Consider the following 16,139-nt stretch of genomic DNA (forward strand, 5'->3'; position numbering starts at 1 on the left):
GAGAGGATGTGTCATGTGGTCAATAAAATCTTCTTCTTCCTAGTTATTATTGGAGTACCATTGTCCGTTGCCGGAAGTCTTCTTCACTGGTCGCAAACACTAATGTTTATTGTCTATTGCTTAACAATCATTTCTCTTGCTGCTTTTATGGGAAGAGCGACGGAAAGCCTTGCTGTTATCTCTGGCCCTAGAATTGGCGGATTGTTAAACGCCACATTTGGCAATGCTGTTGAACTGATCATTTCTATCTTTGCATTAAGAGAAGGTTTAATTGAAATTGTGCTCGCTTCGCTAACAGGATCAGTACTGGGGAATCTACTCCTTGTTGCTGGATTATCCTTTTTCGTTGGGGGCTTAAAATTCAAAAGGCAAAAATTCAATGTATATGATGCAAGGCACAACTCAGGATTACTTATGTTTGGTGTCATCGTAGCGTTTGTTATTCCTGAAGTTTTTTCAATGGGCATGAGTGACGCTGAAGCCATTTCATTGAGTACAGGCATTTCCATTATCCTCATCATTCTTTACCTTGCCGCTCTCTTCTTCAAGCTCGTCACTCACCGCGGCGTATATCAGCACGTCTCAGACCAAGAAGGTGGCGATCATGCACATGAAGAGCCTGAATGGAGCAGAAAAAAAGCAATGCTCGTTCTAGCACTCTCCACAGCCGCCGTTGCATACGTGTCAGAAAGCCTTGTTCATACGTTTGAAACAGTTGGAGAAACGTTTGGATGGAGCGAGTTATTCATCGGGGTGATTATTGTAGCGATTGTAGGAAATGCCGCTGAACATGCTTCAGCTATTATTATGGCCTACAAAAACAAAATGGATGTTGCTGTGGAAATTGCAGTAGGATCAACGCTTCAAGTTGCGATGTTTGTTGCACCGCTACTCGTCCTAATCTCTCTTTTCTTCCCAGTACAAATGCCACTCGTCTTTACATTACCAGAGCTTGTCACTATGGTAACAGCTGTCTTACTTATGATTGTGATTAGTAATGATGGAGAAACAAATTGGTTTGAAGGAGCAACATTACTTGCTGCTTACTTAATCATGGGGATAGGATTTTATTTACTTTAATCAATAGCTATGTTGGCTTATATTGTTAATATCTTTATTTTTGGTTCATTAATATAAGCTAAACAATAAACCTGCAATTTGCGGGTTTTTTTGTTACAGTAACTGAGGGAAGTTCTTCCGCATAACGTGTTAGAAAATAAACGATAATAGCCAATAACAGGTGGAAGAAACACCTAATAGAACAAATGAATACGCAGAAAGTAGGCGAAAATATGATTCACCGTAAAACAAATCGAGAGATTCAATTAATGAAAGAAGCAGGCGAAGTACTTGCCGATTGTCACAAAGAATTACGAAGCATTATCAAGCCTGGTGTAACAACTAAACAAATCGATGACTTCGTTGAACTCTTTCTAGAAGAACGCGGCGCGACACCTGAGCAAAAGGGATACCAGGACTATCCTTACGCAACGTGTGCTTCAGTTAATGATGTCATTTGCCACGGATTCCCAGGTTCAAAAAAATTAAAAGAAGGCGACATCGTTACAATTGATATGGTTGTCAATTTGAATGGCGCACTCGCTGATTCTGCATGGACGTATGCAGTTGGAGAAATTGCAGAGGAAAAACAGCATTTGCTTGAAGCTACGAAAAAGTCCCTCTACCTTGGCATCGAGCAGGCAGTCATTGGCAATCGTATTGGCGATATTGGCCATGCAATTCAAAAATACGCAGAAGCAGAAGGCTTTGGCGTTGTCCGTGACTTCACAGGACACGGCATTGGACCAACGCTTCACGAAGAACCAATGATTCCACACTTTGGTCAACCTGGTACAGGAGCACGATTGAAAGAAGGTATGGTAATTACAATTGAACCGATGCTCAACATCGGTAAACCATATAGCACAATTGACGAAGACGGCTGGACAGCTCGCACAGTAGATGGTTCTACATCAGCTCAGTATGAGCATACGCTTGCGATTACAAAAGACGGTCCAGTAATTTTAACTGATCAAGGTGACGAATAACTAATAAAAATCCCGTAGCATATTGCTACGGGATTTTTATATATCATGCTTTGCTCGTTCTTCTTTCGTATAAATCACCTGCATCGGATTCCCACCAACAAAAGCCCCTGCTGGCACACTTTTATGAACAAGCGTTCCAGCTGAAACAATCGCTCCGTCACCAATCGTAATGCCAGGAAGCAAAGTACTATTCGCTCCGATCATTACGCGATCGCCAATCACAACATCTCCAAGTCGATACTCATCAATTAAATATTCATGAGCAAGAATGGTCGTATTGTAACCAACAATCGAATTCTTACCGACTGAAATTTTCTCCGGAAACATTATGTCGAGCATCACCATTAGGGCAAATGCGGTTTGGTCGCCGATTTTCACTCCAAGAAATGTCTTATATAACCAATTTTTAATCGGAATAAAAGGGGTGTACCGAGCAAGCTGAATAATAATAAAATTCTTAACTACCTTCCAAAAGGGAACTGTTTTATAAATTTGCCAGAGAGCGTTGCTACCAGTAACGGGGTACCGCTCCGTGTTTCTCACTTTTCGACTCCAGCAATCGCAAGAAGTTCTTCCATATGGTCAACAAGGTAATCTGGCTTAAACGACGCCAGGAAGTCGCTCCCTTTAATCGTCCACGAAACACCTACAGTCGTAACACCTGCATTTTGTCCAGCAAGAATATCGTATTGGCTATCTCCAACCATAATCGTTTCTTCTCGAACTGAACGAAGCTTCTTCATTGCTGTTTCAAGCTGTTCTGGATGCGGTTTAGGATTCTCAACTTCATCAACTGTGATGACAACTGGGAAGAACTGATCAAGCTCAGTTAGCTTTAACCCCATTTCAACTGTGTTTCTCATTTTCGACGTCACAATCGCAAGCTTATATCCGTTTTCAGATAGCGTCTTAACCGTTTCAAAAACACCATCGAATTCCGTTACAAGCTTATCGTGATTTGCGATATTATGTTCACGATAAAAAGCGACCATTTCTTCCGCTCGACTTTCATAATGCTTAGCAAATGTCAGATAAAGTGGCTCTCCAATAAACTGCTTCAAATCTTCATCCTCATAACGACCTGGATAAAAGTGTTCAAACGTATGTCTAAATGAAGCCATAATTAAATCATTCGTATTAATTAGTGTTCCGTCTAAATCAAATAAAATTGTGTTAATGCTCATACGATGGTTCCTTTCTTTCTGAAGCGTTCAATTCACGTCGCTTCCATATTACTGAGACGATAATCGTTAAAAGAATGGCTGTTACAAGTCTTACGAGAAGAAGCCAGATAACAGGAATTCCAAGAGGAATGAAAATAAGGGTATCCTCAATGACAGCATGACACGCCACAAGAAAAATAAACGCTAAGTAAAGGTCTTTCTTCTCCACGCCATCTTCTTTTACAGCTTGAATCATTACTCCTGCTCCATAAGCCAGCCCAAAAACAAGACCTGCAGCAAGCGTTGTCGATGTATTTTCTTTCATACCTAACCCCTTCGTCACTGGAGCCATCCAGCGTGAAAACGTCGAAAGCCAGGATAAATCTTTCATAACCTGTATGAAAATCATAAGTGGAATCACGATCAGAGCGAGCTGAAGAACACCTAACGATGCTTTTTCTAATCCTTGAAGAATAATAGAGCCCCAACCGGTAACCATTTCATTCGTTTGAGAAACAAAACCATACGCTGCCTCTTCGCTTCCTCCTTGCCAGACAATATTGATTATAAAAGCAGAGAGGACAGCAAGCCCCAGTCTAACGGCAAGAATAACCCATAACTTTACACCTACTCTTGCAGCTACGCCTGACTCAATTAGCAAATTGTGTGAGAAGGAAAGCATAACAGCCAAAATAAACACCTCTTTGACCGTTAAATCGAGTGTAAGAATGGCTCCGATCCCCGCATAAAGATTCAAGAAATTCCCTATCACAAGAGGAATAGCTGCGTCTCCAGACAAGCCAATCCATTTCATGACAGGAGCGATTAACGTAACGATCCATTCGAGAACAGGTGTATAACGAAGGAGGGTCATTACTAAGGTGATTGGAAAAATAATTTTCCCAAGGTCCCACGTTGTCATGAGCCCTGCTTTTAAGCCCCGTCGCAAAATGCCCACAATGACACTCCTCCTATCCTTTTTCGTTATAAGGCTTTACTTTCATTACTTTGCGTCGATAAATGATTAAGGCAATCGACACAATAATTAATACGACTGAAATCACCTGTGCTACCCTTAAAGATTCCGTTAACATTAGACTATCTGTACGGAGTCCCTCAATATAAAGGCGACCAATAGAATACCATGTTACATAAGCAAGGAAAACTTCTCCTCGCTTAACGGCCGTTCTTTGAAGAATTACAAGCAGCACGACTCCAGCTATGTTCCAAAGTGATTCGTAAAGAAATGTCGGGTGATAATAAGTCCCGTCAATATACATTTGATTAATAATAAAATCCGGAAGCATCAGATTCTCGAGAAATGCTCTTGTGACAGGTCCCCCATGCGCTTCCTGGTTCATAAAGTTACCCCAACGTCCGATCGCTTGCCCTAGTACAATACTCGGAGCAGCGATGTCAGCAATTTTCCAGAAAGATAGTCCACGCTTTCTAGTGAAAATAATAGCTGTAATAACAGAACCAATTAATGCACCGTGAATGGCGATACCACCTTCCCAAATGGCAAAGATGTCACCAGGATTATCCTTGTAGTAGCTCCACTGGAAAATAACATAGTAAATACGCGCTGAAATAATGGCTATGGGGACAGCCCATAAAATTAGATCAACAAAGGTTTCTTTTGGCAGGCCCTGGCGCTTTGTTTCTCTCATAGCTAGAAGCAAGCCAAGGTAAGCTCCAAAAGCAATGATAATGCCGTACCAGTAAATCGAGATCGGTCCCAGCTCTAGCGCGACGCGATCAAGAGGCTGTATTGAGGCTAGCATGTCGTTGTCTCTCCTTTATCCATATCTTGATTAAGATTAGATGCTGTCGTGCTCGTCTCCATCTTCAATCTCTCTTGTCAGTCTTTCTGAAAATTGCTTTGCTGCATTCATCCCCATATTTTTCAGACGGAAATTCATCGCTGCTACTTCTATAATGATCGCAAGGTTTCGTCCTGGACGAACAGGCACAACAAGTCTTGGCACATTCGAATCAATGATTTTCATATACTCCTCTTCAAGACCAAGACGATCATAAACCTTTTTCGAATCCCAAAGTTCTAGATTCATCACTAGGGAGATCTTTTTGTAGTTTCGAATCGCACCTGCACCAAACAATGTCATGACGTTAATGATGCCGAGGCCTCTTATTTCAAGTAAATGTTGAATTAATTCAGGAGCGCTACCGACTAGCGTATTTTCCGCTTCCTGACGGATTTCCACGGAATCATCTGCTACAAGACGATGACCACGCTTCACAAGCTCAAGAGCTGTTTCACTTTTCCCTACGCCACTCGAGCCTGTAATGAGTACACCTACGCCATAAATATCCACAAGAACACCGTGAATTGCAGTGTTCGGCGCAAGCTGACTCTCAAGATAATTCGTTAAGCGGCTGCTTAAGCGAGTCGTTGTCATATTCGATCGTAAAATAGGAACATCTTTTTCTTTAGATGACGCGATCAATTCCTCAGGAACTTCCATATCTCTAGAAAGAACTATCCCAGGTGTTTCGTCTGTACAGAGCTTCTGCATCCGCTCTACTTTCTGCTCATCTGTTAAACCATGAAAGAAGGACATCTCTGTCTTTCCGAGTAGCTGCAAACGTTCTGCTGGATAATATGTGAAAAAACCAGCCATTTCTAGTCCCGGTCGTGAAATATCACTCGTTGTGATCGGACGATGAATCCCTTCCTCCCCACTCACAAGCTCAAGACTGAACTTCTCAATGACATCTTTCATACGAACTTTAACCATTCGTAAACCTCCTATGTAAGAACCAAAAAGACGGTTCCATTTCAACTTCCCCTATTGTACCATTTCCTATTTCAAAGCACATACAGATTTAAAGCCCTTTTTGTGAGTGGGGTCAGGTACGTACCTGACCCCACTCTCACTTGACCCCACTCTCACTCTCCAAAAGATTAACATTCCTTAAAATACAAAAAAACCGAAGCGAATGCTTCGGTTTGAAAAGCTTATTTTACTTTTAATGGCACAACAGCATCATGCATTTGCTTATCTAGCTCTTGAATGTGTGCTTGTTTCATGTCATTTGACCAGTTAAGTCGCTTAGCCATATACTCGATAACTGGCTCTTTCCAGCGACGAACCCAATCAATGTCAAAGTAAAGGGCACTTGTTCTACGATTGAAGTAATCAAGTGGAGTTGCCACCATTTCTTCTTCAATACCATAGATAAGGGTAGCGAATACTTCAAGACTTAAGTTATGGAAATTCGCTTCCGTTCCGACCGTTTCAATGATTTGATAAATTCGTTCAATGTTAGAACCATATCGCTGCACGAGGGTTTCTGCTTCATTAACACTAAGACCAAGTGTTGTACCTCTACGAACTTGTTCTGTTGCATATTCTTTAAAGCCTTTGCTTCCTCCTACATAGCCACCAGAGAGAACCATATTCTTTGTAGTAGAAGCAGGGAATTTCTTATATTTTTCTTCTTTAAATTGATCCGCAATCAGACTAACGACTTTTTCAGCCATTTTGCGATAGCCCGTTAATTTACCACCAGCAATGGTAATCAAACCGGAATCTGATAGAAAGATCTCATCTTTACGAGAAATTTCAGATGGGTCTTTTCCTTCTTCGTGAATCAACGGACGTACACCTGACCAGCTTGATTCCACATCTTCTTTTGTTACATTAATGCTTGGGAACATATAGTTCGCTGCATCAACAATATAATCTCTGTCTTCTACTGTCATCTGAGGATGTACAGGATTTTTCGTATAATGCGTATCCGTTGTACCGATATACGTTTTGCCGGCGCGTGGGATTGCAAACATCATTCGCCCGTCATTAAAAGGCGTGTCGAAATAAACGGCTTGTTGAAGTGGGAATTTAGATTGATCAAATACTAAGTGAACCCCTTTAGTCAGGAACATGTGCTTACCTTTTTTCGATTGATCAAGATCACGAATTTCATCGACCCATGGGCCAGCTGCATTCACAACTTTTTTCGCTCTAATTTCACGTGTTTCACCTGTTACTACGTCTTTAGCTCGTACACCAACAATCTTACCATCTTCATATAAAAGCTGTTCTGCTTTCACATAGTTTACAGCTTTTCCACCGCGATGAACGGCTTCTTTCATAATTTCAAGCGTGAGACGAGCGTCATCTGTGCGATATTCAACATAATATCCGCCGCCCTTTACATCACTTTTACGAAGAAGTGGCTCTTTGTCTAGCGCTTCCTTCTTAGAAAGCATGCTTCTTCTTTCTTTCCGTTTAACACCAGCCAGTCTGTCATAAAGTGCAAGACCAGCTCCAGTAGAAAATTTGCCGAATGTACCGCCTTTAATAATTGGTAGTAGCATCCATTCAGGTGTTGTAACGTGAGGAGCATTTTCATAAACGATCGCTCGCTCTTTCCCAACTTCAGCGACTAATCCAATTTCGAGATTTTTCAAATAACGCAATCCACCGTGAACAAGTTTCGTTGAACGACTTGACGTACCAGCAGCAAAATCCTGCATTTCGATAACAGCCGAGTTCATTCCACGAGATGCAGAATCAAGCAAGATACCTGCCCCTGTAATTCCGCCTCCAACAACGAGTACATCTAACTCCTCTGATACAATTTGATCAAGCACAACGCTTCTTTGTAATCCTGAAAATGGTTTAACCAAGATGAACACACTCCCTTTTGTTATATAAACACTTACATTTTTAAAATGATTAATTAATACCTCTTCAGTACTTTACCCCTAATGTAGGGCTTCTTAAGCATAAGATTGAACATTCCTACTAAGAAAACTGGTTTAAAGGACAAAAAAAGACCACAACACACCAGAGCATAACAAACTATGCTTGGGCGCTGTGGTCTTCTCCTATTCTCCGACCAGAACTATATTAACTTGTCTCCATTGTAGCACAGTTAGAAGACTGTGCCTACAAAAAAGGATTATTTAAAAGCCATTGTAGCATTTACAGCTTTCTTCCATCCTCCATAAAGCTCTTCTCTCTGATCTTCTTTCATTTCAGGATCAAATGTATGGTCAATCATCCACTGCTTTTTGATCTCTTCTTTATTCTTCCAATATCCTGTCGCAAGTCCTGCAAGATAAGCTGCACCAAGTGCAGTCGTCTCACTAACAGTCGGGCGCTCAACAGGTACACCAATGATATCGCTTTGGAATTGCATCAAGAAGCTATTGTTTACTACGCCTCCATCGACGCGAAGTGTTTTCAAGTCGATGCCAGAATCAGCTGTCATCGCATCAAGAACATCTCTTGTTTGATAAGCAAGTGATTCAAGAGTTGCACGAACAAAGTGCTCCTTACTCGTTCCTCTTGTTAATCCAAATACAGCACCTTTTACATCGCTATCCCAATAAGGTGTACCAAGACCAACGAAGGCAGGTACCATATACACACCGTCTGTCGACTCAACGCGTTCTGCATAACGCTCACTTTCTGGCGCTTCGTTAAACATGCGTAATCCGTCTCTTAACCATTGAATCGCTGATCCCGCGACGAAAATACTACCTTCAAGAGCATATTCCACTTTTCCATCAACGCCCCATGCGATTGTCGTGAGAAGTCCATTATCTGACTTAACCGCTTTTTCACCTGTATTCATAAGCATGAAACAACCTGTACCATATGTGTTCTTAGCCATTCCTTTTTCATAACATGCCTGGCCAAATAATGCTGCTTGCTGGTCTCCGGCCACCCCAGCAATTGGGACATTCTGACCGAAGAAGTGGTAATCAACTGTATTAGCATATACTTCAGAAGATGGGCGAACTTCAGGAAGCATTGACTTAGGAACATTCAGCATTTCAAGCAACTCATCGTCCCATTTCAAGTCATATATGTTATACATCATCGTACGAGAAGCATTTGTATAATCCGTCACGTGTGCTTTTCCGCCTGATAGTTTCCAGATCAACCAGGAATCGATTGTACCAAAGAGAAGATCCCCATTCTCAGCCTTCTCGCGTGCACCATCAACATTATCCAGAATCCATTTAACTTTCGTTCCAGAAAAGTAAGCATCGATTAGAAGACCAGTTTTATCTCGAACCATCTCTCCATAACCCTGTTCTTTTAATTCATTGACGATTCCGGCTGTTTGGCGAGACTGCCATACAACTGCATGATAAATTGGCTTACCAGTATTCTTATCCCAAACTACTGTTGTTTCACGTTGATTTGTAATCCCGATGGCTTCAATATCTTTCGCAGACAACTCAGAAGTGGACGAAAGTACTTGAGCCATTACCGAAAGAATTGAGCTCCAGATTTCTTGAGCATCGTGCTCAACCCAACCAGCCTTAGGAAAATACTGCTTAAATTCTTTTTGAGCAACGTTTACAATTTCACCTTTCTTATTAAACAAAATGGCACGTGAACTCGTAGTTCCTTGGTCTAATGATAGAATGAACTTCTCTGACATAATAATTCCTCCCTAAATATAGTTATGAAGATTAATTTTTAGCCTCTGAAGAAGAGTGAACAGAATCTTGAAGTTTATCACTAAGCTGATACAGCACAATAAATAAAATGGCTGTAATCACTGTAGCTATCCAGAAAATCATACCATAACTTGCTTCTGTTACCGCTTTAAAAAGAATGGCTCCATACATTCCCCCACACACTGGCCCTATAACTGGAATCCATGCATATTGCCAATTCGAATCACCTTTACCTGGAATAGGTAAGAAAAAGTGTGCGATTCTTGGACCAAGATCACGAGCAGGGTTAATGGCGTAACCAGTCGTACCGCCTAGTGATAGACCAATCGCTACAATGAGAAAACCAACGATGAATGGATTCAGTCCATCTGTAAATTCATTAGAACCAATCGCTAGTAACCCAATTAACAGCATAGCCGTCCCAATAAACTCACTTAAAAAGTTGCTGAACGTATGCGGTATAGCAGGGTCAGTAGAAAATACAGCTAATTTAAGCGCTTTATCATCTTCTCTACGAAAATGAGGTAGAAAATGAAAATACACAATACATCCACCGAGAAATGCACCAATCATTTGCGCCGCTATGTAGCTCGGTACATCGCTCCATGGAAAATCGCCAACGGAAGCTAGTCCTAATGTTACAGCTGGATTGAGGTGAGCCCCACTAACTTGTCCAACAGCATAAACACCCATCGCAACACCAAGTCCCCAACCGAGGGCTACAACGATCCATCCACCTCCCTGAGCTTTAGAATCTTTTAAGTTAACGTTTGCAACAACGCCACCACCAAAAATAATTAAAATCATAGTTCCTAATATTTCACCAATAAATGGGGTCAATTTAATCACCTTCCTTTGATTTTAGCTAAAACTCTTCTTTGAGTCTATTCCCTCTTTCTGTCGTTCTAAAAGGGAAATTAAAAAAAACCACAACAATCGATCTTATCAATTGATAAGATATGCGTGTGGTTCTCCTCATCTCAGGCACGAGCTATTAACTTATCTACTATTAAACCAAAACAATGTAAGCGATGTCAAGTTGTTTAATCAGGTTGAAAATGTTTCCATAAGTCTTTCTTCGAGGTCGTTACAGCAGCAGCACCACCACTTAACGCCGCTTCCACATCCTCTACTGAACGAATAAATCCTCCTGCGAAAATGGGTACTTTAATTTGTTCATGTAGCTCTTCAAAAACCTGTGGAATGATACCAGGCAATACCTCGACACAGTCTGGCTTCGTATTCCTAACCATACTGTAACTAGTATCAAGAGCCATTGAATCAAGCATAAATAAACGCTGTACAGAAAGAATACCTCTACGTTTAGCTACGGAAAGAACGCTCGATCTTGTAGAAATTAATCCAGCAGGCTTTACTTCCTGACAGAGAAATTCTGCACCGTGTTCATCATTCCTTAACCCTTGAACTAAATCAGCATGAAGAAGAATCTTTTTCCCTGCTCGATTCCCTTCCTTTATCACCGATTTCAACTGACCAATGTGCGTATCTAAAAGCACGATATATGTATACTTACTGTTCAATAATGTTTCAAAATCACGCATCTTCCTAACAGCAGGCAAAATGCTCTGGTTATGAAATGACATGCACACCCCTCCTTTTCTTATTATCTTACCAGAAAAAGCACTTCCGAATGCGACGAAAAACACGCCCTCACAAGAGGGCGTGCTTTTAGGCTTTATTACGAATAGGTTCGATAATCACTTTATCAATTAACAAGTTCAACAAACCTATAATAAGCGCAGCAAGAATGGCCATCATAAAACCATTAATTACGAAAGCTTCTCCCATTAAAAAGGCCGTTATCATAAGCGTAATAGCATTAATGACAATGAGAAACAGACCCAGAGTGACAATCGTAACGGGAAGCGTAAGTAAAATTAATATTGGCTTCACAAAAACATTCACAATTGCAAGGAGCACGCTTGCCAGTATAGCCGACCCGATTCCTTGAAGGTAAAAACCTTCAAAATATCCTGCTACGACCATTAATACTATACTGTTGACGAGTAAGCTTACAATCCAGTGGCGCATCACGATTCCTCCTTACAATTGACCTTAATAGTATAAACTGTTAATTACACCTTATTCGAGCCATTAAAGATACGACACTGAAATCGAACCAGCAGTCGAATTGGCTTCAATTCGATAGTTATGTTCTGATTCTTCTTCTGTTCTAAACTTCTTCAATCGGTGAGAAATTTCTTTCTTCTCGCGAATAATACTCATATGATCAAGGTCAGTCGTAATCGCTCCAATCGTCGATTTTAGATCACCTTTAATATTTATACCCTTTGGCACAACAATTTGAATCGTACCGTTTACTGTTTTAAGGTCTGCACTTCCGCTTACTGGATTGGTAAGAGTATGACGAATAGCTCCGTTCATGGATTGTGCATCCGCTTCAACAAATGTCCCATCAATTGTAATTGGGCCGTTTGCTGTCTCGAGCTCACAAACTTCTCCATTTGTATCTTCTACAGAAATTGCGCCGTTTCCGGTCTCAGCTTCAAGCACTTTCACCGTAGATTTTCGAATGCCAATTTTCCCATTCCCTGTTTTTAACTTCGCTTTCGCAGAGTTCATTCCTTCACCGGTAACGTCACCATTGAAGGTCGTTATCCATACACCTTGATATTCTTTTGCAGGAACATAAATAACTAAATTCACTTTCACATCGGCACGTTCTGATTTAAAAGTTACTTTATCATTATCAACGGAAAAGTACGTTTCACGGAGAAGCTTATCCATGGCATCTTTCTGATTAGACACTCTGTAAACATTAGCGCGACAATCAATTTTTACTTCGTTGCGGTCCCAAGTCTGAAATGTAATTTCCCCATTTCGAACATGAACATCAAGTGTATCCGTCGAAACCTCTGATTGTTCAAAAACATGGGAAACCTCTTCAGAAGAACCAAAGTTGAAATCAAGATCCATATCCTTTACTTTTTGAATGAGCGACTCAACGAATTGACCTACTCTATATGCTGGAGCCGACCGATCTGCGTTAGAATCTGAAGACTTCTCTTGCTTCGTTTCTTCGGATTTTTCGTTTGTGCCAAGAGCTTTTAACAGTTTCGCTCCCTCATCAGCTGATATTTTACCGTCTTCAATCATTTTCAAAATCATTCTACGTTCTTCATTCATTCAAAACATCTCCTTTTTTAAATTCGTGTGAACCCCTATACGATTACCAGCGGAGAACCTGAATACCTTTGACAATGTTCCAAACAAACACAATGACATTTAGTAAACTAAACAATAGAAAACCTAAAATGATCACAACTCCTATATCCATCATAAAAACAGCCACTAACGCAAGAAGGATAGTGAGGAATGGAAGGAGATGAGAAACAATCGAGCGCTTCGCATGGTAAGAAACTTCTTCGTCCTTCACCACAAAATAAACGATGATTGGGAAAAGAAACGGTGCGAAAAAAACGCTAAAATAACAAAGGGAGGACATCACTTTCTCAACAGACATAATTGCTTCCCCTTTCAATATTCTCTAACTATCTATACGATTCGTCAAAAAGAAAGTTTCAAAAATGAAAAAGAAAAACGAAAAGACAGCGATCGCTGTCTTTTCCAATTATACTGACTGTGTTTGTTCTAACCTTTTCTTCATCCGATTCTTATCACGCTCTAGAATTGGGGCAAGGTAACTTCCCGTATAGGAACGCTCTTCTTTTACAATTTTTTCCGGTGTGCCGGTTGCAATGATTTCACCACCACCGTCGCCACCTTCAGGTCCAAGATCAATGAGGTAATCAGCGGTTTTGATGACATCTAGATTATGCTCAATAATGAGGACAGAATCACCGTTTTCAACAAGTCTCTGTAAAACTTCCAGTAACCTTGAAATATCGTCTACATGTAATCCCGTAGTCGGTTCATCAAGAATATATAGGGTTTTACCCGTTGAACGTTTGTAAAGTTGTGAAGCTAGCTTCACACGCTGTGCTTCACCACCGGATACGGTTGTTGCAGGCTGACCTAATTTAATATAGCTTAACCCGACATCATAAAGCGTTTGTAGCTTACGATTAATCTTTGGAATGTTTTTAAAGAAATCTAGACCATCTTCTACCGTCATCTCAAGAATATCGGCAATATTCATACCCTTGTATTCAATTTCAAGCGTTTCACGATTATAGCGTTTGCCATGACATACTTCACACGGCACATAAACGTCTGGCAAGAAGTGCATTTCAATTTTAATAATCCCATCACCACGACAGGCTTCACAACGTCCACCTTTGACGTTAAAGCTGAATCGTCCCTTCTTATACCCGCGAACTTTCGCTTCATTTGTTTGTGCAAAAACATCACGAATGTCATCAAAAACTCCTGTATATGTTGCAGGATTTGAACGTGGCGTGCGGCCAATTGGAGACTGATCGATATCAATGACTTTATCCACATTCTCGAGTCCATTTATTTTCTTATGCTCACCTGGTTTATCCTTTGCTTTATGGAGTTTCTGAGCAAGTGCCTTATATAAAATTTCATTAATAAGTGTACTTTTACCAGAGCCAGATACACCCGTTACACAGGTGAATAATCCAATTGGAATCTTCGCCTTAGTGTTTTTTAGATTATTTTCTTTTGCCCCTACTATTTCAATATATCGACCGTCTGGTTTTCGACGCTCACTCGGAACAGGGATAAATTTCTTGCCTGATAAATATTCCCCTGTTAAAGAATCCTCGTCATCCATTATTTCAGCAGGCGAGCCTTCTGACGTAATGTATCCACCGTGGGCTCCTGCACCAGGTCCTATATCAATAATATGATCTGCCGCTAACATCGTATCTTCATCATGCTCCACAACGATAAGTGTATTTCCAAGATCCCGCATGTTCTGAAGGGTTGATATTAAACGATCGTTGTCACGCTGATGTAGTCCGATAGACGGTTCATCCAAAATATACAGTACACCCATTAATCTTGATCCTACCTGGGTTGCAAGTCTAATCCGCTGCGCTTCACCTCCGGATAATGTACCAGCTGATCGGTTAAGCGTTAAATAATCCAAACCAACATTGACAAGGAAGCCAAGTCGATCCTGGATTTCTCGTAAAATCATTTTTCCGATTGTAGCTTCTTTTGCAGTTAAATCCAACTGATCAAAAAAGCCAGCAGCATCTTTAATCGCATACTCCGTTGCTTCGCCAATATGTTTCCCATTAATTAAGACTGAGCGAGCTTCTTTCTTTAATCGATAACCTTTACAAGTTGGACAAGGTTTTTGTGCCATATAGGCTTCCATTTGCTCACGGATATAATCAGAACTAGTTTCACGATAGCGTCGTTCAACGTTTGGAATAACTCCTTCAAAAGGAACGTTATTTTCACGAACCTGCCCAAAATCATTTTCATAACGGAAGTAAACTTTTTCCCCATCGCTACCATAAAGCACTTTATCGAGCTGTGCTCTAGGAATTTTGTCTACTGGGGTATCCATATCAATTCCAAAATGATTACAAACACTTTGAAGTAGCTGCGGGTAGTAATTGGAACTTACCGGCTCCCAAGGTGCAATGGCATGTTCTCGAAGGGATTTGTCCCAATCCGGTATGACTAGGTCAAGATCCACTTCAAGTTTCAGTCCTAAGCCGTCACAAGAAGGGCAAGCACCAAATGGACTGTTAAAAGAAAATAATCTCGGCTCCAATTCCCCGATTGAAAAACCACAGTACGGACAGGAATGATGTTGATTGAAAAGAAGCTCTTCCTGCCCCATCACATCTACGATCACCTGGCCACCACCAAGATTAAGGGCGGTTTCAAGTGAATCTGCTAATCTTGATTGAACGCCTTCTTTCACTACAATACGATCAATCACAACTTCAATGGAATGTTTCTTGTTTTTTTCTAGCGAGATCTCATCCGCAACTTCCAACATCTCTCCATCTACTCGTACGCGAACATAGCCTTGCTTCTTAATATCTTCTAATACTTTCACATGCTCACCTTTACGACCTGAAACGACTGGGGATAGAATTTGGAGCTTAGTTCGCTCTTCATAAGTCAGTATCCGATCAACCATTTGCTCGATCGTCTGTGACGTAATTTCTACGCCATGACGTGGACAAACAGGACGTCCGATTCTTGCAAATAGAAGACGGAGGTAGTCATAAATCTCGGTTACCGTTCCAACCGTTGAACGAGGGTTACGACTTGTTGTCTTTTGATCAATGGAAATGGCGGGAGACAGACCTTCAATAGCATCTACATCCGGCTTATCCATCTGTCCAAGGAATTGTCTTGCATATGCTGATAACGATTCAACATACCGTCTCTGTCCTTCTGCATAAATCGTATCAAATGCTAGAGATGATTTCCCTGATCCTGACAAGCCTGTTACAACAACAAGCTTATCTCTTGGGATCGATACATCTATATTTTTTAAATTATGGGCTCTGGCCCCTTTGACGACGATCTCATCGTTTGCCATCT

15 protein-coding genes are annotated in these 16,139 nt (G+C 40.9%); 2 read left to right on the plus strand and 13 right to left on the minus strand.

All coding sequences use genetic code 11. The features are described from left to right. Positions 1-6 precede the first annotated feature (6 nt). Positions 7-1,080 carry a calcium/proton exchanger gene (cax, locus tag AC0VYO_RS18510; RefSeq protein ID WP_475365849.1) on the plus strand — a complete coding sequence of 358 codons (1,074 nt, stop codon included), beginning with the start codon at positions 7-9 and terminating at the stop codon, positions 1,078-1,080. A gap of 212 nt (positions 1,081-1,292) precedes the next feature. Continuing rightward, a complete protein-coding gene (gene map / locus AC0VYO_RS18515; RefSeq protein ID WP_475365850.1) occupies positions 1,293-2,048 on the plus strand; it encodes a type I methionyl aminopeptidase in 756 nt (251 codons plus the stop codon). A gap of 36 nt (positions 2,049-2,084) precedes the next feature. Here map and AC0VYO_RS18520 read toward each other — a convergent pair whose 3' ends face one another. From AC0VYO_RS18520 to uvrA, 13 genes are all read right to left on the minus strand, one after another. Continuing rightward, complete coding sequence (locus tag AC0VYO_RS18520) at positions 2,085-2,591, minus strand: acyltransferase (RefSeq protein ID WP_475365851.1); 507 nt, start codon at positions 2,589-2,591, stop codon at positions 2,085-2,087. Further along, positions 2,588-3,232: a pyrophosphatase PpaX gene (ppaX, locus tag AC0VYO_RS18525; protein ID WP_475365852.1), complete on the minus strand. Its 645-nt coding sequence runs from the start codon at positions 3,230-3,232 to the stop codon at positions 2,588-2,590. The genes AC0VYO_RS18520 and ppaX overlap by 4 nt, the downstream gene beginning before the upstream one ends. Beyond that, complete coding sequence (locus AC0VYO_RS18530) at positions 3,222-4,172, minus strand: nucleoside recognition domain-containing protein (protein WP_475367519.1); 951 nt, start codon at positions 4,170-4,172, stop codon at positions 3,222-3,224. The genes ppaX and AC0VYO_RS18530 overlap by 11 nt, the downstream gene beginning before the upstream one ends. Before the next feature lie 10 nt (positions 4,173-4,182). After that, positions 4,183-4,995 carry a prolipoprotein diacylglyceryl transferase gene (lgt, locus tag AC0VYO_RS18535; protein WP_475365853.1) on the minus strand — a complete coding sequence of 271 codons (813 nt, stop codon included), beginning with the start codon at positions 4,993-4,995 and terminating at the stop codon, positions 4,183-4,185. A 36-nt stretch (positions 4,996-5,031) separates the two neighbouring features. Further along, positions 5,032-5,970, minus strand: a complete 939-nt coding sequence (gene hprK / locus AC0VYO_RS18540; RefSeq protein ID WP_194218766.1) for an HPr(Ser) kinase/phosphatase — start codon at positions 5,968-5,970, stop codon at positions 5,032-5,034. 221 nt (positions 5,971-6,191) lie between these two features. Continuing rightward, complete coding sequence (locus tag AC0VYO_RS18545) at positions 6,192-7,868, minus strand: glycerol-3-phosphate dehydrogenase/oxidase (protein WP_430244960.1); 1,677 nt, start codon at positions 7,866-7,868, stop codon at positions 6,192-6,194. 272 nt (positions 7,869-8,140) lie between these two features. Further along, positions 8,141-9,637, minus strand: coding sequence for a glycerol kinase GlpK (gene glpK, locus AC0VYO_RS18550; protein ID WP_430244932.1), 1,497 nt, complete (start codon positions 9,635-9,637; stop codon positions 8,141-8,143). Positions 9,638-9,668: 31 nt separating this feature from the next. Beyond that, complete coding sequence (locus AC0VYO_RS18555; RefSeq protein ID WP_475367520.1) at positions 9,669-10,496, minus strand: MIP/aquaporin family protein; 828 nt, start codon at positions 10,494-10,496, stop codon at positions 9,669-9,671. 203 nt (positions 10,497-10,699) lie between these two features. Then, positions 10,700-11,260, minus strand: a complete 561-nt coding sequence (locus tag AC0VYO_RS18560; RefSeq protein ID WP_430244934.1) for a glycerol-3-phosphate responsive antiterminator — start codon at positions 11,258-11,260, stop codon at positions 10,700-10,702. Between the two features lie 85 nt (positions 11,261-11,345). Further along, positions 11,346-11,708: a phage holin family protein gene (locus AC0VYO_RS18565; protein ID WP_430244936.1), complete on the minus strand. Its 363-nt coding sequence runs from the start codon at positions 11,706-11,708 to the stop codon at positions 11,346-11,348. A gap of 63 nt (positions 11,709-11,771) precedes the next feature. Then, the gene (locus AC0VYO_RS18570) at positions 11,772-12,824 is read right to left on the minus strand and encodes a DUF4097 family beta strand repeat-containing protein (protein ID WP_475365854.1); all 1,053 of its coding nucleotides are present in this window, start codon (positions 12,822-12,824) and stop codon (positions 11,772-11,774) included. 43 nt (positions 12,825-12,867) lie between these two features. Beyond that, positions 12,868-13,161 carry a magnetosome magnetite crystal formation protein family gene (locus AC0VYO_RS18575; RefSeq protein ID WP_194218760.1) on the minus strand — a complete coding sequence of 98 codons (294 nt, stop codon included), beginning with the start codon at positions 13,159-13,161 and terminating at the stop codon, positions 12,868-12,870. A gap of 108 nt (positions 13,162-13,269) precedes the next feature. After that, on the minus strand, positions 13,270-16,137 hold the full coding sequence (gene uvrA / locus AC0VYO_RS18580) for an excinuclease ABC subunit UvrA (RefSeq protein ID WP_475367969.1): 2,868 nt from the start codon (positions 16,135-16,137) through the stop codon (positions 13,270-13,272). Positions 16,138-16,139 lie beyond the last annotated feature (2 nt).

This window comes from Anaerobacillus sp. 63XJN7_4_ISO-PGPR-S23-413, from assembly GCF_056173725.1.